Source organism: Pseudomonas sp. 15C (genome assembly GCF_055484735.1).
Map to the genome: position 1 here is coordinate 168,287 of NZ_JBUDGD010000001.1, position 19,889 is coordinate 188,175.

General features: G+C 61.3%; 19 protein-coding genes. 10 read left to right on the forward strand and 9 right to left on the reverse strand.

Going from position 1 to position 19,889, the window contains the following annotated elements:
- Positions 1-11: 11 nt before the first annotated feature.
- The 5 genes from miaB to lnt all read left to right on the forward strand — a co-directional run bounded on the left by miaB (position 12) and on the right by lnt (position 5,425).
- Positions 12-1,340, forward strand: a complete 1,329-nt coding sequence (gene miaB / locus ACYYKW_RS00815) for a tRNA (N6-isopentenyl adenosine(37)-C2)-methylthiotransferase MiaB (RefSeq protein WP_090286583.1) — start codon at positions 12-14, stop codon at positions 1,338-1,340.
- A 215-nt stretch (positions 1,341-1,555) separates the two neighbouring features.
- Complete coding sequence (locus ACYYKW_RS00820; protein ID WP_464989205.1) at positions 1,556-2,554, forward strand: PhoH family protein; 999 nt, start codon at positions 1,556-1,558, stop codon at positions 2,552-2,554.
- Positions 2,547-3,041 carry an rRNA maturation RNase YbeY gene (ybeY, locus tag ACYYKW_RS00825; protein WP_203419606.1) on the forward strand — a complete coding sequence of 165 codons (495 nt, stop codon included), beginning with the start codon at positions 2,547-2,549 and terminating at the stop codon, positions 3,039-3,041. Before ACYYKW_RS00820 ends, ybeY begins: the two co-directional genes overlap by 8 nt.
- Before the next feature lie 5 nt (positions 3,042-3,046).
- Complete coding sequence (locus ACYYKW_RS00830) at positions 3,047-3,886, forward strand: HlyC/CorC family transporter (RefSeq protein WP_007909641.1); 840 nt, start codon at positions 3,047-3,049, stop codon at positions 3,884-3,886.
- A 15-nt stretch (positions 3,887-3,901) separates the two neighbouring features.
- A complete protein-coding gene (gene lnt / locus ACYYKW_RS00835) occupies positions 3,902-5,425 on the forward strand; it encodes an apolipoprotein N-acyltransferase (RefSeq protein WP_464989206.1) in 1,524 nt (507 codons plus the stop codon).
- A gap of 89 nt (positions 5,426-5,514) precedes the next feature.
- Here the strand turns inward: lnt and ACYYKW_RS00840 are convergent, their stop codons facing one another.
- On the reverse strand, positions 5,515-6,294 hold the full coding sequence (locus ACYYKW_RS00840) for a YdcF family protein (RefSeq protein WP_093098037.1): 780 nt from the start codon (positions 6,292-6,294) through the stop codon (positions 5,515-5,517).
- Between the two features lie 104 nt (positions 6,295-6,398).
- Positions 6,399-6,722, reverse strand: coding sequence for a hypothetical protein (locus tag ACYYKW_RS00845; protein WP_093098034.1), 324 nt, complete (start codon positions 6,720-6,722; stop codon positions 6,399-6,401).
- A 255-nt stretch (positions 6,723-6,977) separates the two neighbouring features.
- On the opposite strand from ACYYKW_RS00845, the gene leuS reads away from it, so the two are divergent.
- The 5 genes from leuS to ACYYKW_RS00870 all read left to right on the forward strand — a co-directional run bounded on the left by leuS (position 6,978) and on the right by ACYYKW_RS00870 (position 13,094).
- Positions 6,978-9,584, forward strand: coding sequence for a leucine--tRNA ligase (leuS, locus tag ACYYKW_RS00850; RefSeq protein WP_464989207.1), 2,607 nt, complete (start codon positions 6,978-6,980; stop codon positions 9,582-9,584).
- Positions 9,585-9,671: 87 nt separating this feature from the next.
- Complete coding sequence (locus ACYYKW_RS00855; protein ID WP_090286595.1) at positions 9,672-10,277, forward strand: LPS-assembly lipoprotein LptE; 606 nt, start codon at positions 9,672-9,674, stop codon at positions 10,275-10,277.
- A gap of 39 nt (positions 10,278-10,316) precedes the next feature.
- Entirely contained in the window at positions 10,317-11,354 is a 1,038-nt protein-coding gene (gene holA / locus ACYYKW_RS00860) for a DNA polymerase III subunit delta (RefSeq protein WP_090286597.1), read from the forward strand.
- A gap of 191 nt (positions 11,355-11,545) precedes the next feature.
- The gene (gene arfA, locus ACYYKW_RS00865; RefSeq protein ID WP_090286599.1) at positions 11,546-11,710 is read left to right on the forward strand and encodes an alternative ribosome rescue factor ArfA; all 165 of its coding nucleotides are present in this window, start codon (positions 11,546-11,548) and stop codon (positions 11,708-11,710) included.
- Between the two features lie 61 nt (positions 11,711-11,771).
- Entirely contained in the window at positions 11,772-13,094 is a 1,323-nt protein-coding gene (locus tag ACYYKW_RS00870; protein WP_093098029.1) for a lytic murein transglycosylase, read from the forward strand.
- A 124-nt stretch (positions 13,095-13,218) separates the two neighbouring features.
- Here the strand turns inward: ACYYKW_RS00870 and ACYYKW_RS00875 are convergent, their stop codons facing one another.
- The 7 genes from ACYYKW_RS00875 to mltB all read right to left on the reverse strand — a co-directional run bounded on the left by ACYYKW_RS00875 (position 13,219) and on the right by mltB (position 19,887).
- A complete protein-coding gene (locus tag ACYYKW_RS00875; protein WP_464989208.1) occupies positions 13,219-14,169 on the reverse strand; it encodes a S66 peptidase family protein in 951 nt (316 codons plus the stop codon).
- Positions 14,170-14,489: 320 nt separating this feature from the next.
- A complete protein-coding gene (gene lipA / locus ACYYKW_RS00880) occupies positions 14,490-15,488 on the reverse strand; it encodes a lipoyl synthase (RefSeq protein ID WP_172833313.1) in 999 nt (332 codons plus the stop codon).
- A gap of 25 nt (positions 15,489-15,513) precedes the next feature.
- Positions 15,514-16,161, reverse strand: a complete 648-nt coding sequence (gene lipB, locus ACYYKW_RS00885) for a lipoyl(octanoyl) transferase LipB (RefSeq protein ID WP_090286605.1) — start codon at positions 16,159-16,161, stop codon at positions 15,514-15,516.
- The gene (locus tag ACYYKW_RS00890) at positions 16,161-16,436 is read right to left on the reverse strand and encodes a DUF493 domain-containing protein (RefSeq protein WP_093098020.1); all 276 of its coding nucleotides are present in this window, start codon (positions 16,434-16,436) and stop codon (positions 16,161-16,163) included. Before ACYYKW_RS00890 ends, lipB begins: the two co-directional genes overlap by 1 nt.
- An 86-nt stretch (positions 16,437-16,522) precedes the next feature.
- Entirely contained in the window at positions 16,523-17,680 is a 1,158-nt protein-coding gene (locus ACYYKW_RS00895; protein WP_090286609.1) for a D-alanyl-D-alanine carboxypeptidase family protein, read from the reverse strand.
- 186 nt (positions 17,681-17,866) lie between these two features.
- Positions 17,867-18,877, reverse strand: a complete 1,011-nt coding sequence (locus ACYYKW_RS00900) for a septal ring lytic transglycosylase RlpA family protein (RefSeq protein ID WP_090286611.1) — start codon at positions 18,875-18,877, stop codon at positions 17,867-17,869.
- A complete protein-coding gene (mltB, locus tag ACYYKW_RS00905; protein ID WP_093098014.1) occupies positions 18,877-19,887 on the reverse strand; it encodes a lytic murein transglycosylase B in 1,011 nt (336 codons plus the stop codon). Before mltB ends, ACYYKW_RS00900 begins: the two co-directional genes overlap by 1 nt.
- Positions 19,888-19,889 lie beyond the last annotated feature (2 nt).

The following is a 19,889-nucleotide window of genomic DNA, read 5'->3' on the forward strand; positions in this document are numbered from 1 at the left end:
GACACTAATCCATGGCCAAGAAGCTTTACATCGAAACCCACGGTTGCCAGATGAACGAGTACGACAGCTCGCGCATGGTCGATCTGCTGGGCGAACATCAGGCCCTGGAAGTCACCGCTCGCGCGGAAGACGCCGACGTGATTCTGCTCAACACCTGCTCGATCCGCGAGCGCGCCCAGGATCGGGTGTACTCGCAGCTCGGGCGCTGGCGCGAACTGAAGCTGGCCAACCCGGACATGGTCATTGCGGTCGGCGGTTGCGTCGCCAGCCAGGAAGGCGCGGCGATCCGTGACCGCGCACCGTATGTCGACGTGGTTTTCGGCCCGCAGACCCTGCACCGCCTGCCGGAAATGATCGACGCCGCGCGCAGCAGCAAGCTGCCGCAGGTCGACGTGTCATTCCCGGAAATTGAAAAATTCGACCACTTGCCCGAGCCGCGCATCGACGGCCCGAGCGCTTATGTCTCGGTAATGGAAGGTTGCAGCAAGTACTGCACGTTCTGCGTGGTGCCTTACACCCGTGGCGAAGAAGTCAGCCGGCCATTCGACGACGTGATCGCCGAGATCATTCACCTGGCCGAACACGGCGTGCGTGAAGTGACCCTGCTGGGCCAGAACGTCAACGGCTACCGCGGCGCTACCCATGACGGGCGCATGGCCGATCTGGCCGAGCTGATCCGCGTGGTCGCGGCCGTCGATGGCATCGACCGCATTCGCTATACCACGTCGCACCCGCTGGAGTTTTCCGACAGCCTGATCCAGGCCCACGCCGAGGTGCCGGAGCTGGTCAAGCACCTGCATTTGCCGGTGCAGTCGGGTTCCGACCGGATTCTCGCGGCAATGAAGCGCAACCACACCGCGCTGGAATACAAATCCAAACTGCGCAAACTGCGCGCGGCGGTGCCGGGAATCTGCATCAGCTCGGACTTTATCGTGGGCTTCCCCGGCGAGACCGAGAAAGATTTCGAGCAGACCATGAAGCTGATCGCCGATGTCGGCTTCGACTTTTCCTACTCGTTCGTTTACAGCCAGCGCCCCGGGACCCCGGCCGCAGACTTGGCTGACGACACTCCGGAAGAGCTGAAAAAAGAACGTCTGAATGCGCTGCAACATCGCCTGAACCAGCAAGGGTTCGAAATCAGCCGACAAATGGTCGGTTCGATCCAGCGCATTCTGGTGACCGATTATTCGAAGAAAGACCCCGGCGAACTGCAGGGGCGCACCGAGAATAATCGTATCGTCAACTTCCGCTGCGACAATCCAACCTTGATCGGCCAGTTCGCCGACGTGCACATCGACGCGGCTCAACCGCACTCGTTGCGCGGCTCACTAATCCAGTAACAAGATCAGCGGCACTGGAGAACCTGTGGGAGCTGGCTTGCCAGCGATGGGGCCATCAGTCGGAAAGTCAATTCGCCTGCTGAACCGCTATCGCTGGCAAGCCAGCTCCCACAGGGATGTTGATTGAAGCTGAGATATTTAAGAGCTTTCGCCCCCACGCCTCTGGCGTTATCCTTGATTTCACCTCAATTGCCCCAGGGCGGCTAAATACGACCTTGAACGCACCCATCGAACCACATCGTTTCATTCTCGAGCCCTTTGAGGCTCGCCGCTTCGCCAATCTGTGCGGGCAATTCGACGAGCATCTGCGCTTGATCGAACAGCGCCTGGCCATCGAGATCCGCAACCGCGGCAATCAATTCGAACTGATCGGCGACCCCAAGCTCACCACGTCTGCGGAAAACCTGCTGCGCCGTCTGTACCGGGAAACCAAGGCGACCGAGCTGTCGCCGGACATGGTTCACCTGTACCTGCAGGAGTCGGCTGTCGAGCAACTGGACAACCACGCGCCCGCCGAACCGTCCGTCGCGTTGCGCACGAAAAAAGGCATGATTCGCCCACGCGGCTTGAATCAGCAGCGCTACGTGAAGGAAATCCTCGGCAACGACATCAACTTCGGCATCGGCCCGGCCGGTACCGGCAAGACCTATCTGGCCGTGGCCTGCGCCGTCGATGCGCTGGAACGCGAGCAGATCCGCCGCATCCTGCTGGTGCGTCCGGCGGTTGAAGCGGGTGAAAAACTCGGCTTCCTGCCCGGCGACCTGTCGCAGAAGATCGACCCGTACCTGCGCCCGCTCTATGACGCTCTGTACGAGATGCTCGGTTTCGAATACGTGGCCAAGCTGATCGAACGTCAGGTGATCGAAGTGGCACCGCTGGCTTACATGCGCGGTCGCACGCTGAACAACAGCTTCATCATTCTCGACGAAAGCCAGAACACCACCGTCGAACAGATGAAGATGTTCCTGACGCGGATCGGCTTCGGTTCCACCGCGGTCATCACCGGGGACATCACCCAGGTCGATCTGCCGCGTGGCACCAAGTCCGGCCTGCATCATGTGATCGAAGTGCTCAAAGATGTGCCGGGCATAAGCTTCACGCACTTCCAGCCCAAGGACGTGGTGCGCCATCCTCTGGTGCAGCGGATCGTCGAAGCCTACGAGCGCTTCGAAAGCCGCGCCGATGCACCCAAGGAAGCCGCGCGCGATGCTTGAGCTCGATCTGCAAATCGCCACCGAAGCGTCGGCGCCGAGTGAAGCCCAGTTCCGCCAATGGTGCGAACTGGCCCTGCGCCAGCGCACCGCTGACTCGGAAATGACCATTCGTCTGGTCGACGAGGACGAAGGTCGCGAGCTCAACCACACCTGGCGGCACAAGGACTATGCAACCAACGTCCTGTCGTTCCCCGCCGATGTCCCGGACGAGCTGCTGGATATCCCGCTGCTCGGCGATCTGGTGATCTGCGTCGCCGTGGTTGAACGCGAAGCCGCCGAACAGGGCAAGGAACTTAACGCCCACTGGGCACATCTGGTCATTCACGGCTGCTTGCATCTGCTCGGTTACGACCATATAGAAGATGACGAAGCCGAAGAAATGGAAGCACTGGAACGCGAGTTGCTTGCTGAACTCGGCTTTCCCGATCCGTACGCGGACGACGAAACCGAACCATCCCCTACTGTTACAACAAAGGATTCAGAGTAATCGCTATGAGCGAAGATCGATCGAGCAACGGGCAGAAGTCATGGCTGGGTAAGCTCACCCAGGCTTTTGCCCACGAGCCGAAGAACCGTCAGGAGCTACTCGAGCTGCTGCGTGATGCACATCAGAACAAACTGCTGGACAGCGAAGCGCTGGCCATCGTCGAAGGCGCCATTCAGGTGGCTGACCTGCAAGTACGCGACATCATGGTCCCGCGCTCGCAGATGATCAGCATCAAGGCAACCCAGACACCCCGCGAATTTCTCCCTGCCGTGGTCGACTCGGCCCACTCGCGCTATCCGGTCATCGGCGAAAGCCATGACGACGTGATGGGCGTGCTGCTGGCCAAGGATCTGCTGCCGCTGATCCTCAAGGAGAACGGCGACAGCTTCAACATCAAGGACCTGCTGCGCCCGGCCACCTTCGTGCCGGAGTCCAAGCGTCTGAACGTGTTGCTGCGTGAATTCCGTGCCAACCACAACCACATGGCCATCGTCATCGACGAATACGGCGGCGTGGCCGGTCTGGTGACGATCGAAGACGTGCTGGAACAGATCGTCGGCGATATCGAAGACGAACACGACGTCGAAGAAGACAGCTACATCAAGCCGCTGCCCAGCGGTGACTTCCTGATCAAGGCGCTGACGCCGATCGAGAACTTCAACGAGTTCTTCGACAGCGAGTTCTCCGATGACGAATTCGACACGGTCGGCGGTCTGGTGATGAGCGCGTTCGGCCACTTGCCAAAACGCAACGAAATTACTGAAATCGGCGCCTATCGTTTCCGCATCCTGAACGCCGACAGCCGTCGGATTCATTTGCTGCGTCTGACGCCAATCGCTCGGTAACCATTAAGGAAAGAAATGCGCTGGACTACCCGCCCCGGCTGGCCCGGTAACCTGCTGGCCGTGGCGGCCGGTGCAATCACCACCCTCGCGCTTGCGCCGTTCAACATCTGGCCGCTGGCTTTGCTGGCGGTCGGCTTGTTTTATGCCGGTTTGCGCGAGCTAAGTCCGCGTCAGGCGCTGGGCCGTGGCTGGTGCTTCGGTTTCGGCCTGTTCGGCGCCGGCACCAGCTGGATCTACTACAGCATTCACCATTTTGGCGGCGCTTCAGTGCTGCTCGCCGGATTCCTGATGCTGCTGTTCACCGCAGCGATTGCCTGGTTCTTCGCATTGCCTGCCTGGTTGTGGGCGCGCTGGTTGCGCCGCAACGAAGCGCCAGTGGCCGATGCCCTGGCGTTTGCCGCGCTATGGGTCGGGCAAGAAGCGTTTCGTGGCTGGTTCCTCACCGGTTTCCCGTGGTTGTACTCCGGTTACAGCCAGCTCGACGGCCCGTTGGCCGGGCTCGCACCGGTCGGCGGCATGTGGCTGGTGTCGTTCGTTCTGGCGCTGACCGCCGCGCTGATCTACAACGCGCGGCGTTTGCTGCAAACTCGTCGCAAAGCTTTTATGGCCGCTGGATTGGTGTTGCTGGTCGGGCCATGGGTGGCCGGGATCGCGCTCAAGGGTCATGCCTGGACCAGTCCGTCGGGCGCGCCGCTGAGCGTCGCGGCGATTCAGGGCAACGTTGCACAGAGCATGAAATGGGACCCGGCTGAACTCAACGCGCAACTGGCGCTGTACCGGGACTTGAGCTTTCGCTCGAAACCGGTCGACCTGCTGATCTGGCCGGAAACCGCTGTGCCGGTGCTCAAGGAATCTGCCGAGGGATACCTGAGCATGATGGGCAACTTCGCCGCCGAGCGTAAATCGGCGCTGATTACCGGCGTGCCGATCCGCCAGATCGTGCACAAGGAAAGACGTTTCTTCAACGGCATCACCGTGGTCGGCGAAGGCGATGGCACTTACCTGAAGCAGAAACTGGTGCCGTTCGGCGAATACGTACCGTTGCAGGACATCCTGCGCGGGCTGATCGCATTCTTCGACCTGCCGATGTCCGACTTCGCCCGTGGCCCTTCCGATCAGGCGCTGTTGCAAGCCAAGGGTTACCAGATCGCGCCATTCATCTGTTACGAAGTGGTGTACCCGGAGTTTGCGGCCGGGCTGTCGGCGCGCAGCGATCTGCTGCTGACGATCAGCAACGATACCTGGTTCGGCACCTCCATCGGTCCGCTGCAACATCTGCAGATGGCGCAGATGCGCGCACTGGAGGCGGGGCGCTGGATGATTCGCGCCACCAACAATGGCGTGACGGGGCTGATCAACCCGTTCGGCCAGATCACCGCGCAGATCCCGCAGTTCGAACAGGGCGTGCTGTACGGTGACGTGGTGCCGATGCACAACCTGACGCCGTATCTGCAATGGCGTTCATGGCCGTTGATTGCGCTGTGCCTGCTGTTGTTCGGCTGGGCATTGATGGCTAACCGGATGTCGAAAACCCTTTGAAAGCTTCGCGAGCAGGCTCGCTTCCACATTGGAATGCATTTCAAGGTGGGAGCGAGCCTGCTCGCGAAGAGGATGTCAGCAGCAGCCAGTCAATCAGGGCTGGCCTCACCTCGGTAAAACAACGAATACCCCACCTGCCCCACCGCCTCGTTCAGCAACTGCCCGCTCTGCCAGATTGATTTGAACTCCGGCAGCCAGCCGCCAAACGGCCGGGCGTTATCTGTACCCAGAAACCCGACCGGCGCCGGTACCACCTCGAATCCCGCTTGTTTGAAGCTCCACACCGCCCGCGGCATGTGCCAGGCCTGAGTGACCACAACCACGCGATTGATCCCCTGCGGCAACAGAATGTCAGCGCTGAGTTTGGCGTTTTCCCACGTGGTACGGCTTTCGCCTTCCTGCCAGCGCACTGCCACGCCGAAATCATCGCGCAGCGAATCCGCCATCAACTTCGCCTCGGTCGGCGGCGTACCGTAGTGCAAGCCGCCGCTGGTCAGGATCGGCAACCCGGAGGCTTTGGCCAGACGTGCCGCGTAGCGCTGGCGCTCGAGCCCGATACCGGTCGGCTGGTCTTCACCCCACGCCAGATCGCCCCGCTCGCGACCGGAACCGAGTACGACAATCGCATCGGCCCGCTGCGCCAGCGTCGTCCACGCCTCGCGGGCCAGCGGCGGCTCGCGCTCCAGCGCCTTGGCGCCCCACTGCACGACCACCGGCAGGCTCATCAGCCACAGGCCGCCCAGGCCGAGCGCGAAACAAAGGCCAGCGAGGCGCGGCCGCGAACGGCGCAGCCACCACGCGGCCAACAACAGCAGCAAGAGAATGCCGGGCGGCAACAGTAATTGTTTGATCAGATAACGAAAGGGCATCGGGCATCTCCACAGATGCCCGAAGCCTAAGAGTGTTGCTGATGCGTTACAACCAATAGGCCGGATCCCGTTGAAAAAGATCCGTTTCCTGACCTGCCATGCGTTTACCTGGCCCGCGACGAGCGAACCTTGACGGTGTCTTTGCCGGGTGCCCGGTCCTTGAGCCAGATGATCTTGGCCGAATGTGCTGCATCGAGCTGCTTGACTGCCTGTGACAGGCACCCCTGCATTTCCCGCTCGCTGCGGTCCAGATAAGCCTTGACCAGTTTGAACTCGGCGGGACTCAAGCCACGCAATTCCAGTTCCAGGGGGCGCTCATCGCGCAGCCGGTCAGCGGTTTTTACAGCGTCCAGGGCCATGCCCAGACGATCGATCAACCTTTCGTACAACTCGGGTTTCGTCACGTTTTTCTGCCGTTGCTCCACCATCCCTCACCTCATTGAAGATAAGACTCACTCCCCACCTAGAGCTTAGCTTCGATGCACAAACCGGCGGCACGCCGCGACAAACGGCCCTCGCTCCGAATCGGGCGGGCCAAACTGCTGAATCAGGGTTTCCCTAGGCCAAGCGCGGTCATGTATGCTACGGCGCTTCCTGTCATTCCACTTCCAGCGCATCCGGGCCACCCCGCCTGTCGCCGTCGAAGAGGATTAGGCCACCCCTATCCAGTACAAAAAGTAGCCATGCACGAACAATATCAACCCCGTGAGATCGAAGCCGCCGCCCAGTCGTTCTGGGACGAGCAAAAGTCCTTTGAAGTCAGTGAACAGCCAGGCAAGGAAACCTACTACTGCCTGTCGATGTTCCCTTACCCCAGCGGCAAGCTACACATGGGGCACGTGCGCAACTACACCATCGGTGACGTGATTTCCCGCTACCAGCGCATGCTCGGCAAGAACGTCCTGCAACCGATGGGCTGGGACGCGTTCGGCATGCCGGCAGAAAACGCCGCGATGAAGAACAACGTCGCACCGGCCAAATGGACCTACGAAAACATCGCCTACATGAAAACCCAGCTGCGCAGCCTGGGTCTGGCGGTCGACTGGTCGCGCGAAGTCACCACCTGCAAGCCTGACTACTACCGCTGGGAACAATGGCTGTTCACGCGCCTGTTCGAAAAAGGCGTGATCTACCGCAAGAACGGCACCGTCAACTGGGACCCGATCGACCAGACTGTTCTCGCCAACGAGCAGGTGATCGACGGTCGCGGCTGGCGTTCCGGCGCGCTGATCGAAAAGCGCGAAATCCCGATGTACTACTTCAAGATCACCGCCTACGCCGATGAGCTGCTCGAAAGCCTCGATGAACTGGATGGCTGGCCGGAACAGGTCAAGACCATGCAGCGCAACTGGATCGGCAAGTCGCGCGGGATGGAAGTGCAGTTTCCGTACAACGTCGATTCGATCGGCGAAGCCGGCACCCTGAAAGTCTTCACCACCCGTCCGGACACCCTGATGGGCGCGACCTATGTCGCCGTGGCGGCCGAGCATCCGCTGGCCACTCTGGCGGCAAAAAACAACCCTGAGCTGCAAGCGTTCATCGCTGAGTGCAAGGGCGGCAGCGTCGCCGAAGCCGACGTTGCCACGCAGGAGAAAAAAGGCCTGCCGACCGGCCTGTTCGTCGAGCACCCGCTGACCGGCGAAAAACTGCCGGTGTGGGTCGCCAACTATGTGCTGATGCACTACGGCGACGGCGCAGTCATGGCCGTACCGGCACACGACGAGCGCGATTTCGAATTTGCCCACAAGTACAACCTGCCGGTGAAATCGGTGGTGCGCACCAGTTCCGGCGAAAGCAACCCGGCCCCGTGGCAAGACGCCTACGGCGAGCACGGTACGCTGATCAACTCCGGTGAATTCGACGGCCTCGATTTCGCCGGCGCGTTCGACGCCATGGAAGTCGCCCTGATCAAGAAACAACTGGGCGCCTCGCGCACCCAGTTCCGCCTGCGCGACTGGGGCATCAGCCGCCAACGCTACTGGGGCTGCCCGATCCCGATCATCCACTGCGATACCTGCGGTGACGTGCCGGTGCCGGAAGATCAACTGCCGGTAGTCCTGCCCGAAGACGTGGTGCCGGACGGCGCCGGTTCGCCACTGGCGCGCATGCCCGAGTTTTACGAATGCAGTTGCCCGAAATGCGGCCAGCCTGCCAAGCGTGAAACCGACACCATGGACACCTTCGTCGAGTCGTCGTGGTACTACGCCCGTTACGCCTCACCACACTTCACCGGTGGGCTGGTGGAAAAATCCGCGGCCGACCACTGGCTGCCGGTCGATCAGTACATCGGCGGCATCGAACACGCGATTCTGCACCTGCTCTATGCGCGCTTCTTCCACAAGTTGATGCGTGACGAAGGGCTGGTGAGCTCCAACGAGCCGTTCAAGAACCTGCTGACCCAGGGCATGGTGATCGCCGAAACCTACTACCGTCGCGAAGCCAACGGTGCCTACACCTGGTTCAACCCGGCGGATGTGGAACTGGAGCGCGACAGCAAAGCCAAGGTCATCAGCGCCAGACTGAAATCCGACGGCCTGCCGGTGGAAATCGGTGGCACCGAGAAAATGGCCAAGTCGAAGAACAACGGCGTTGACCCACAATCGATGATCGACCAGTTCGGCGCCGACACCTGCCGCCTGTTCATGATGTTCGCCTCGCCGCCTGACATGAGCGCGGAATGGTCCGACTCCGGCGTGGAAGGCTCGCACCGCTTCCTCAAGCGCGTCTGGCGTCTGGCGCAGGCTCATGTCACTCAGGGCCTGCCGGGCAAACTGGACATCGCCAGCCTGAACGACGAGCAGAAAGCCGTGCGCCGCGCGATTCACCTGGCGATCAAGCAGGCCAGCCATGATGTCGGCCAGAACCACAAATTCAACACCGCCATCGCTCAGGTGATGACATTGATGAACGTGCTGGAAAAAGCCGCACAAGCCACCGAACAGGATCGCGCGCTGATCCACGAAGGCCTCGAAGCCGTCACGTTGCTACTGGCGCCGATCACTCCGCACATCAGCCACGAGCTGTGGAATCAGCTCGGTCACGCGGGTGCGGTGATCGACGCGGGCTGGCCGGCAGTGGATGAATCCGCGCTGGTGCAGGACAGCCTGACCCTGGTGATTCAGGTCAACGGCAAACTGCGCGGGCAGATTGAAATGCCGGCCAGCGCGACCCGCGAAGAAGTCGAAGCGGCCGCGCGTGCCAACGAAAACGTGCTGCGCTTCGTCGATGGCCTGACGATTCGCAAAGTGATCGTGGTGCCGGGCAAACTGGTCAATATCGTCGCCAGCTAATTGGATCGAGCGTCAGGTCCGCCTGACGCCGGATAAAACCTTTCGGGCCGCACGGTCGGCCCACCTGGTTTCAAGGGGAGCAACACAATGATCAAACGCAATCTGCTGGTGATGGGCCTCGCCGTTCTGTTGAGCGCCTGTGGCTTCCAGCTGCGCGGTACCGGCACCAACGAACTGTCGATCAAGGAACTCGATCTGAGCGCCCGCAACAGCTACGGCGAAACCGTGACGCAACTGCGTCAGTTGCTCGAGTCGAGCGGCGTCAAGGTTTACAGCGGTGCGCCGTACAAGCTGTTCCTGGCTGACGAGCAGGAGAGCCAGCGCATTCTCAGCTATGCCGGCGCAGGCCGGACCGGTGAATATCAGGTCAGCACGATCCTGAGCTACGAAATCCGTGGCGATAAGAACCTGCAATTGCTGAGCGACAAGCTGGAAGTACAAAAGGTGTTCATTCACGACGGCAACAACCTCGTCGGTTCCGATCAGGAAGCCAACGACGCCCGTCGCGAAACCCGCCGCGAGCTGGTGCAACGCATGATGCTGCGTCTGCAGCAATTGACGCCGGGCCAGTTGCAGCAACTGCAGCAAGCCGCCAACGACCGCGCCAAGGCCGAAGCCGATGCGCTGGAAGCGGCACAAAAGGCTGAAGCGGAAACCCCGCGTCAGTCGCCGCTCGAAATACCGCAGCAGTAAGCTGTTCGGGGCGCTCAGGCGCCCCGATCGACTTTTCTTATGAAGCTCGCTCCCGCTCAACTTGGCAAACACCTGCAAGGCGCACTCGCGCCTGTCTATATCATCAGCGGCGATGACCCGCTGCTGTGCCAGGAAGCCGCCGACGCCATTCGCAGTGCTGCGCGCCAGCAAGGTTTCGACGAACGCCAGGTGTTCGCCGCCGACGCCAATTTCGATTGGGGCACGTTGCTGCTGGCCGGCGCGAGCATGTCGCTGTTTGCCGAAAAGCGCCTGCTGGAACTGCGCCTGCCTTCGGGCAAGCCCGGTGACAAGGGCGCTGCTGCGCTCATCGAATATTGCTCACGCCCGGCTGAAGACACCGTGCTGCTGATCAGCCTGCCCAAGCTTGACGGCAGTGCGCAGAAGACCAAATGGGGCAAGGCCCTGGTTGAAGGCCAGCAGACCCAGTTCATCCAGATCTGGCCGGTGGACGCCAATCAGTTGCCGAGCTGGATTCGCCAGCGTCTGTCCCAGGCCGGCTTGTCGGCCAGTCAGGACGCTGTCGAACTGATCGCCGCGCGCGTCGAGGGCAACCTGCTCGCCGCCGCGCAGGAAATCGAAAAGCTCAAGCTGATGGCCGAGGGCGGTCAGATCACCGTCGAAACCGTGCAGGCCGCCGTGGCGGACAGTGCCCGCTTCGACGTATTCGGCCTGACCGACGCCGTGCTCAACGGTGAGCCGGCCCACGCGCTGCGCATGCTTGAAGGCTTGCGTGGCGAAGGGGTCGAACCGCCGGTGATTCTCTGGGCCCTGGCCCGTGAGCTGCGGCTGCTGGCCAACATTGCCTTGCAATACAGCCAGGGCACGCCGCTGGACAAGTGCTTCAGCCAGTCGAAACCGCCGGTGTGGGACAAGCGCAAGCCGCTGGTCAGCAAAGCCCTGCAACGCTACTCGGCGCAACGCTGGGCGCAATTGCTGCTCGAAGCCCAGCGTATCGATGCGCAGATCAAGGGCCAGGCTGCGGGTTCGCCGTGGATGAGCCTGAGTCGTCTGGCGCTGTTGATGGCAGGGCAGCGGCTGTCATTGCCTGCCGAGTAAGGCCTTCAACCGCATAGCCCCCATTCGCGAGCAGGCTCGCTCCCACATTTGACCGCGCCCTCTCAGGGTCCACTGCGGGAGCGAGCCTGCTCGCGAAAGCGCTTTCACGTTTGCCTACAGCCGGTACTGGACAGACACACAACATCGGCAGATTATTTCCCCCGCAAAACCCACCTCACCGAGAGATCCTCATGAGCAAAAAGCCAGCAAAGCATGGCCCCAACAAGGCCAAATCCATCGTCGCCCAGCCCTTGTTCCGCAGTCGTCAGGAACGACCTTCCAAGGGCAAAGGCAGCTACCGCCGCGAAGCCTTCCAGTCTGACAGCTGGGAGGCTTCTTACTTTCTGGCTGCCTGAAGCGCAGCACCCCTCGGTCATGTTAAGGTCTGCACCTGATTCGTATTCCCTGGAACCGTGCATGCCCTTCAGTCTTTCCAATCGTTGGCCTGTTCGCCAATTGATCGCTGCCTCCAGCTTCATTCTGCTTGTCGCCTGTGCGGAAAAACCCACCGCCGCTGATGCGCAACCCCTGCAAGCCGCACCTGTCGCCACGGCCCCAGCGATCATCCCGCCGGTAGTGCCGTCCGCCGACCCTCTCGATCTGCAACCCACCCAAACCTTTGCCGAATGGCAGGCGGGTTTCCGCAAGGATGCCCTGGCCGCCGGGATTCGCCCTGAGCTGTTTGATCGTGCGTTTGCCGATGTCAGTTTCGACGCCAGCGTGATTCGCGCTGATCGCAGTCAACCGGAGTTTTCCCGTCCGGTATGGGAATACCTCGACGGCGCACTGTCACCGCTGCGCGTGCGCAAAGGCCAGACGCTGGTCAATCAATACGCCGACACCCTGCGCGACATCGAACAACGCTATGGCGTTGATCGCCAAGCGCTGGTGTCGGTGTGGGGCATGGAAAGCAACTTCGGCCAGTTCCAGGGCAGCAAGTCGGTGATCAACTCGCTGGCTACCCTTGCCTACGAAGGACGCCGCCCGGGCTTTGCCCACGCGCAACTGATTGCCGCGCTACAGATCCTGCAACAGGGCGATATCACTCCGGAGAAAATGCTGGGCTCCTGGGCCGGCGCCATGGGCCAGACCCAATTCATTCCGACCACCTACAACACCCACGCCGTGGATTTTGACGGCGATGGCCGTCGCGACATCTGGGGCAGCCCCGCCGATGCGCTGGCCTCGACTGCGCATTATTTGCAGAGTTCGGGCTGGCAGCGTGGCCAACCGTGGGGCTTCGAAGTGCAATTGCCGAGCGCCTTCGATTACACCCTGGCTGACGGTGCGATTCGCAAAAGCGTCGCCGAATGGCGTCAGTTGGGCGTGAACCTGCCGAACGGTGCGCAAGTGCCGGTCGGCTCTGAGCAACTGTCCGCTGCCTTGCTGCTGCCGGCCGGTTATCGCGGGCCGGCGTTCCTGATCCTCGACAACTTCCGGGCGATCCTCAAGTACAACAACTCGTCGTCGTATGCGTTGGCGGTGAGCCTGCTGTCCGAGCGGTTCAACGGTGGCGGCTTGATCAACGGAACCTGGCCGAAAGACGACCTGCCCCTGAGCCGCACCGAGCGGATGGAATTGCAGACCTTGTTGAGCGCGCGCAACTTCGACGCTGGCACGGCGGACGGGATCATCGGCGCCAACACACGCAAGGCGATTCGCAGCGCGCAGCAGTCACTGGGCTGGCCGGCGGATGGTTATCCGACGCACAAATTGCTGGAAAGCCTGCGCGCCCAGTAGTGGGTAGGTTGTATGGCTGATGTCGCCTTCGCGAGCAAGCTCGCTCCCACACTGGTTATGTGAGCGCCACTGACCAAATGTGTGCGAGCCTGCTCGCGAAGACTTACTGTCAGGCGACCGATTTCTAAACCTTGATCACCACATCCTGCTCCAGCATCAGCTCCTGCTTCCCAGCATCCAGGCGCACCAGCGCGCCCATCGGCAGCGTCAGGTTCGGGTCGCAATGCCCGCTGCGCCAGCCTGACAGCACCGGAATCCGCAGCGGCTCGAAGGTCTGCTTGAGCAAGCGGTTCAGGGCCTGAATATCGACCCCCGCGACATCGCCCACCAACACCCCTCGCAATTTCGCCAACTTGCCTGCCAGACGCATCTGCGTCAGCAAGCGGTCGATGCGATACAACGGCTCGTTAATGTCTTCGATCAGCAGGATCACCCCTTCGACATCGATTTCATAAGGCGTACCCAGCGTTGCGGCGATCATCGCCAGATTGCCGCCCAGCAGACGCCCATGCGCGATGCCCGGCTCGACGGTGGTCAACGGATAAGCCACCGGGTGGCTGAGCACACTTCCCGCCTTCGACTGCCCGCGCAACATGGCGAAGAATGAAGTGACGGTCGGCGGCTCCTTGTCCCCCAGCAGATCGGCGTTGAGCAACGGCCCGTGAAAGGTCACGAAACCGGCATAGCGACTGATCGCCAGGTGCAACGCGGTGATGTCGCTGTAGCCGACGAAGGGCTTGGCGTGGCGGCTGAGCAAGTCGTAGTCGATCCGGTCGAGCAATCGCGGCGTGCCGTAACCGCCGCGCAGGCAAATGATCGCATCGACTTCGGGGTCAGCGAATGCCGCGTGCAGGTCGCGCAGGCGCACGTCATCGCTGCCGGCCAGATAACCGTCCTTCTCGTAAACACCGGGAAACACCTTCAGCCCATAGCCACGGGCGCGCATCCATTGCAGCGCCTTTTCGGTGTCCAGCGTGCCTGGGCCGGCAGGCGCGATGACGCCGATGAGTCCTTCTGCCGGCAGCGCGGGCACGGCTCGGTGCGGGCAGAGCGTGTGAGTTGGTCGAATGGTCATCCTTGGGGCTCCCTGAGTAAATCATGCACACAGTAGTCAGCTTGAGACACAAACAAAAGCCCCTCATCGGAACGCCGCCCGCCTACCCCTCTCCCGGAAGGAGAGGTAACTGACCGAGGTGTTCGTTACATCACATTGAAATCAATGACCGAGTTGAATGAAGTTTTGAAGGGCAAGGAAATCGGCTCCCTCTCCTCGGGGAGAGGGCTGGGGTGACGGGTGCGGCCAACACTGACTTCAAGCCTGACGCAAGGACGGATCTCAGGCAAAAAAATGCCCGCCGGGCTAAACCTCGGCGGGCATTTTTCATTGGATGCGGGTCAGGAACCCAGCAGTTCAGCCTTGACCAGCTTCGCTTGCTCATCGGCATGGTACGAAGAGCGTACCAGCGGGCCCGAGGCGACGTTTTTGAAGCCCATCCTGTAACCCTCTTCGGCGAACCAGGCGAAGGTGTCCGGGTGCACGAAACGCTGCACCGGCAAGTGGCTGCGCGACGGTTGCAGGTACTGGCCGAGGGTCAGCATGTCGATGTCGTGTTCGCGCATGCGCTTCATGACTTCGATGACTTCTTCGTCGGTTTCGCCAAGACCCAGCATCAGACCGGATTTGGTCGGAATGTGCGGCATCATCTGCTTGAAGCGCTGCAGCAGGGTCAGTGACCACTGGTAATCCGAACCCGGACGCGCCGCCTTGTACAGACGCGGTACGGTTTCCAGGTTGTGGTTGAATACGTCCGGCGGCTCGGCAGCGGTGATTTCCAGGGCGATGTCCATGCGGCCACGGTAGTCCGGGACCAAGGTCTCGAGTTGCACGTTCGGCGACAGCTTGCGGATTTCGCGGATGCAGTCGGCGAAGTGCTGGGCACCGCCGTCACGCAGGTCGTCGCGGTCAACCGAGGTGATCACCACGTACTTGAGCTTGAGATCGGCGATGGCGATGGCCAGGCTTTCCGGCTCGTTGACATCCAGTGGCTTCGGACGACCGTGGCCGACGTCGCAGAACGGGCAGCGACGGGTGCAGATGTCGCCCATGATCATGAACGTGGCGGTGCCGCCGGAGAAGCACTCACCGAGGTTCGGGCAGGAGGCTTCTTCGCAGACGCTGTGCAGCTTGTGCTTGCGCAGCAGGCTCTTGATCCGGTCGACTTCCGGCGATACCGGGATGCGCACACGAATCCAGTCGGGCTTCTTCGGCAGTTCGGTGGTCGGAATGATCTTCACCGGGATGCGTGCAACCTTCTCGGCGCCGCGCAGCTTGACGCCGGCTTCGACCTTGGGACGCGGGGCCGGGCGCTCGGTCACGTCGAGCGTCGGGATCATGGTTTGCACTGCATCAGTAGTCATATCAGTCGATTCCGCCCGTGAGGGTCGTCTGCTCAGCATAGTCGAGGTGTTTGACGAGCTGCGCACGCAGCCGGGCACTTACCTCGGCAAATTCAATCGATCCTGCGTGATCGCTCAGCTGGGTCATCGCCAGCCCGGCGTAGCCGCAGGGATTAATCCGTCGAAACGGTTCCAGGTCCATATCCACATTCAGGGCCAGGCCATGAAAGGAACAACCGTGGCGAATGCGCAAGCCCAGAGACGCGATTTTCGCTCCCTCGACGTAAACGCCGGGAGCATCCGGCTTGGCCGCTGCGGTCACCCCGTAGCTGGCCAGCAGTTCGATCAGGCACTGTTCCATGCGCGTGACCAGATCACGTACGCCGAAACCCAGCTTGCGTACGTCCAGCAGCAGGTAGGCCACCAGTTGGCCGGGACCATGATAAGTCACTTGCCCGCCGCGATCGACCTGCACCACCGGGATATCTCCCGGCAGCAGCAAGTGCTCGGCCTTGCCGGCCTGGCCCTGCGTGAACACTGGCGGGTGCTCGACGAGCCAGATTTCGTCGGCGGCAGCGCTGCCGCGTTCGTTGGTGAAGCGCTGCATGGCATGCCAGACCGGCTCGTAAGCCATCCGGCCGAGTTCGCGAAAGCCCAGCGTGCCGGGCATCACAAGACCATGTGCACGAAGCCGGTCGCCCGCAGTTCGCTGTTGATGTTGTACAGCTGATCCTGATCGGTGGCGACAATGTGCAGCTGGATAGTGGTGTACTTGCCAGTGCTGCTTTGACGCTCGTCGATGCGCTCATCGTTGATGGTCGCGTGTTTCTTGACGATCTCAATGATCTGGTCTTTGCGACCGACGCCCGTATCGCTGATCACCTTGACGGGATAATCCGTAACAGGGAATTCGATCTTTGGCGCCTTTACTTCGGTATCGGTCATGGCGTAACGGCCTCTATAGCACAAGCCGTGGTAACGCACATGGCCCCGCTCCGGATCGGGGCGGGGCCATGCAGGTCAACACAAAATCAGTTGAACAAGCCGTAGAAGAATAGGCGGATGCTATCCCACATGCGGCGGAAGATACCACCCTCTTCGACGCCATCCAGAGCGATCAGGTCGGCGCTGTGCACGACCTTGTCTTCCAGTTTGACTTCGACTTTACCGATCACGTCGCCCTTGGCGATAGGCGCGGTCAGTTGCGGGTTCATGGTCATGCTGGCAGCGAGCTTTTTCAGCTGGCCTTTTGGCAAGGTCATGGTCAGGTCTTGCGCCAGGCCGGCCTTGACCTGATTGGTGGTGCCTTTCCACACCGGCGCTTGAGCCAGTTCGGTGCCCTTCTGATAGAAGGTCTGGGTTTCGAAGAAGCGGAAACCGTAAGTCAGCAGCTTCTGGGTTTCAGCGGCACGGGCCACTTCGCTGTTGGTGCCGAACACCACGGCGATCAGACGCTGACCATCACGCACAGCCGAAGACACCATGCAGTAGCCGGCTTCGTCGGTATGACCGGTTTTCAGACCGTCGACGGTCTTGTCGCGCCACAGCAGCAGGTTGCGGTTAGGCTGCTTGATGCCGTTCCAGAAGAACTCTTTCTGCGAGTAGATCGCGTAGTGAGCCGGGTCTTCGTGAATGATCGCGCGAGCCAGCGTCGCCATGTCGTGCGCCGAGGAGTAGTGCTCAGGGTTCGGCAGACCGGTCGGGTTCATGAAGTGGGTATTGGTCATGCCCAGTTCGGTAACCGTCTTGTTCATCAGGTCGGCGAAGGCATCTTCGCTACCGGCGATGTGCTCGGCCAGCGCGACGCTGGCGTCGTTGCCGGACTGGATGATGATGCCGTGCAGAAGGTCGCTGACGGTCACCTGCGAGCCGACTTTGATGAACATCCGCGAACCGCCGGTGCGCCAGGCGTTTTCGCTGACGGTCACCGGATCGTTTTCACCGATCTGGCCGCGACGGATTTCCAGGGTCGCGATGTACGCGGTCATCAGCTTGGTCAGGCTGGCCGGTGGCAGACGCTGGTCGCCATTGTTCTCGACCAGCACGTTGCCGCTGCTGGCATCCATCAGAACGTAGGCCTTGGCGGCCAGTTGCGGTGGCGACGGCATCATCTCGGCCGCGAAAGCGGCTGGCGAGAGGAGCAGCGGGACTAGCAGACACAGGCGTTTGGCAAAGGTGGTGATGTTCATCCGTCTCTCGAAATCGCTAATGGAAACTTGCCCGAAGGCAAAACTTGTTCAGACAGCCTTCTAACGGGCCATCGCGTGTTCAGTCGTTCACTCCAGTCACCCTTGCCGGGCTTTTGTTCTTCGACGAGCCAACAACCTGGTTCACCCCCCTATACCGCAAGTGAACCGTCAATCAAGGTCTACGTTTTACTCGGTGACCACGCTGGGCGAACCCAGGTTGGCCAGGCGCACGCTGTTCTGCACCTGGGCGATTTCACCCGGCGAGCCGATCGGCCCCAGGCGTACCCGGTGCAGGGTCTGCTGATTGCGCACGATCGAGCTGATGAACACCGGAGCGCTCACCATCCCGCTGAGCTTCGACCTCAGCAGTTCGGCAGCGTCCGGGTTGGCGAACGCGCCCACCTGCAGATACTGGCCAGACGCTGTTGCAGAAGCGTTTTTTTTTGCGTCGATCTGCACCGGCACTACGGCCGCGGCGTGCTGCTGCGGCGGCGGGGTCCATTGCTCGACGGTGCCGGCCGAAGCCGTGATCACCGGAGCGCTGGTCTGCGCCACTTGCGGCTCGTTGAGCATCAGCGGCGCCGGACGGCCCTTGGCGGCCCACCATTGCTGCGGATCGATGCCTTCGACCTTGACCCGCGCGGTGCCGGTTTCGGCGTAACCGAGTTTCTTCGCCGCTGCGTAGGACAGATCGATGATGCGATCGGAATAGAACGGCCCGCGGTCGTTGACGCGCAGGATCACGGTCTTGTTGTTGTCCAGATTGGTCACCCGAACGTAACTGGGCAGCGGTAAGGTCTTGTGTGCGGCACTCATGCCGTACAGGTCATAGACCTCGCCGTTTGCGGTGTTCTGCCCGTGAAACTTGGTGCCGTACCAGGACGCCGTGCCGGAAGCGACATAGGTCTTGGATTCCTGCAGCGGAAAATAGGTTTTGCCCAGCACGGTGTACGGGTTGGCCTTGTACGGGCCAGTGTGCAGGGTCGGCGTCGCATCCGGGATGCGCGAGACATCGACGTCCCACCACGGCGCGCCATCTTTGTGCGCGCGGTTGATGTCCAGGCCCGGTTGGGCGCGGACAGCAGTGGACGGCGTTTTCTGCGTCGGGGTGCGGCTGGTCGTGCAACTGGCAACCAGGACTGCCAACGCAGCGAAAGCCACCAGCTTCAGGGGTTTATGATTAGGCAATGCCTGCATTACTTGACGCCCCGTGCTTGTACCAGCTGTTCAGACAGTTGATGTACGGCCATGGCGTACATCACGCTGCGGTTATAACGCGTGATTGCGTAGAAATTCTTCAGGCCCATCCAGTATTCCGGGCCGTTGTCGCCTTCGAGGCGAAATGCGGTAACCGGCATATCATCGCGCAGCGCATCATGACTTGACCAGCCCAGCGCCCGCAACTCTGCGACCGTTTTCGTCGGCTCGATACCGCTGGTCAGGCCTTCTTCGACGTGCTCGCCGCCAACATCGGCGCGGCTGACCACCGGCTCGCCGGAGACCCAGCCGTGACGCTTGAAATAGCTGGCAACGCTGCCGATCGCATCGTCCGGGTTGTTCCAGATATTGATGTGGCCGTCACCGTCGAAATCCACCGCATAGGCGCGAAAGCTGCTCGGCATGAATTGCGGCAGGCCCATGGCCCCGGCATAGGAGCCTTTGAGGGTCAATGGATCGACCTGCTCTTCACGCGCCAGCAGCAAGAACTCGCGCAATTCCTTGCGGAAAAATTCGGCACGGGGAGGATAGTCGAAACCGAGCGTCGACAACGCATCGATCACCCGGTAATTACCGGTATTACGCCCGAAAAAGGTTTCAACGCCGATGATTGACACGATGACCTGTGCCGGTACGCCGTATTCCTGCTCGGCACGCGCCAGGGTTGCCTCGTGCTGACGCCAGAAGTCGACACCGCGGGCAATGCGCGCGTCGGTGATGAACATCGGGCGGTACTCGTTCCACTGCTTGACCCGCTCGGCGGGTCTGGAGATGGCATCGAGAATCGCCTGCTTGCGCTGCGCCTCACGGAACACCGCCATCAATTGCTCACCGGCGAAACCGTAGTCGCGGGTCATTTCACCGACGAATCCGGCCACCTGCGGCGAGCCTTCGTATTCGCCGGCCAGCGCTTCCTGGACGCTGCCCAGCAGGCCCATCAGGCCAACCAGCGGCGCGCATCGAGTCGCCCAGCCACGCATGACTTGCATTG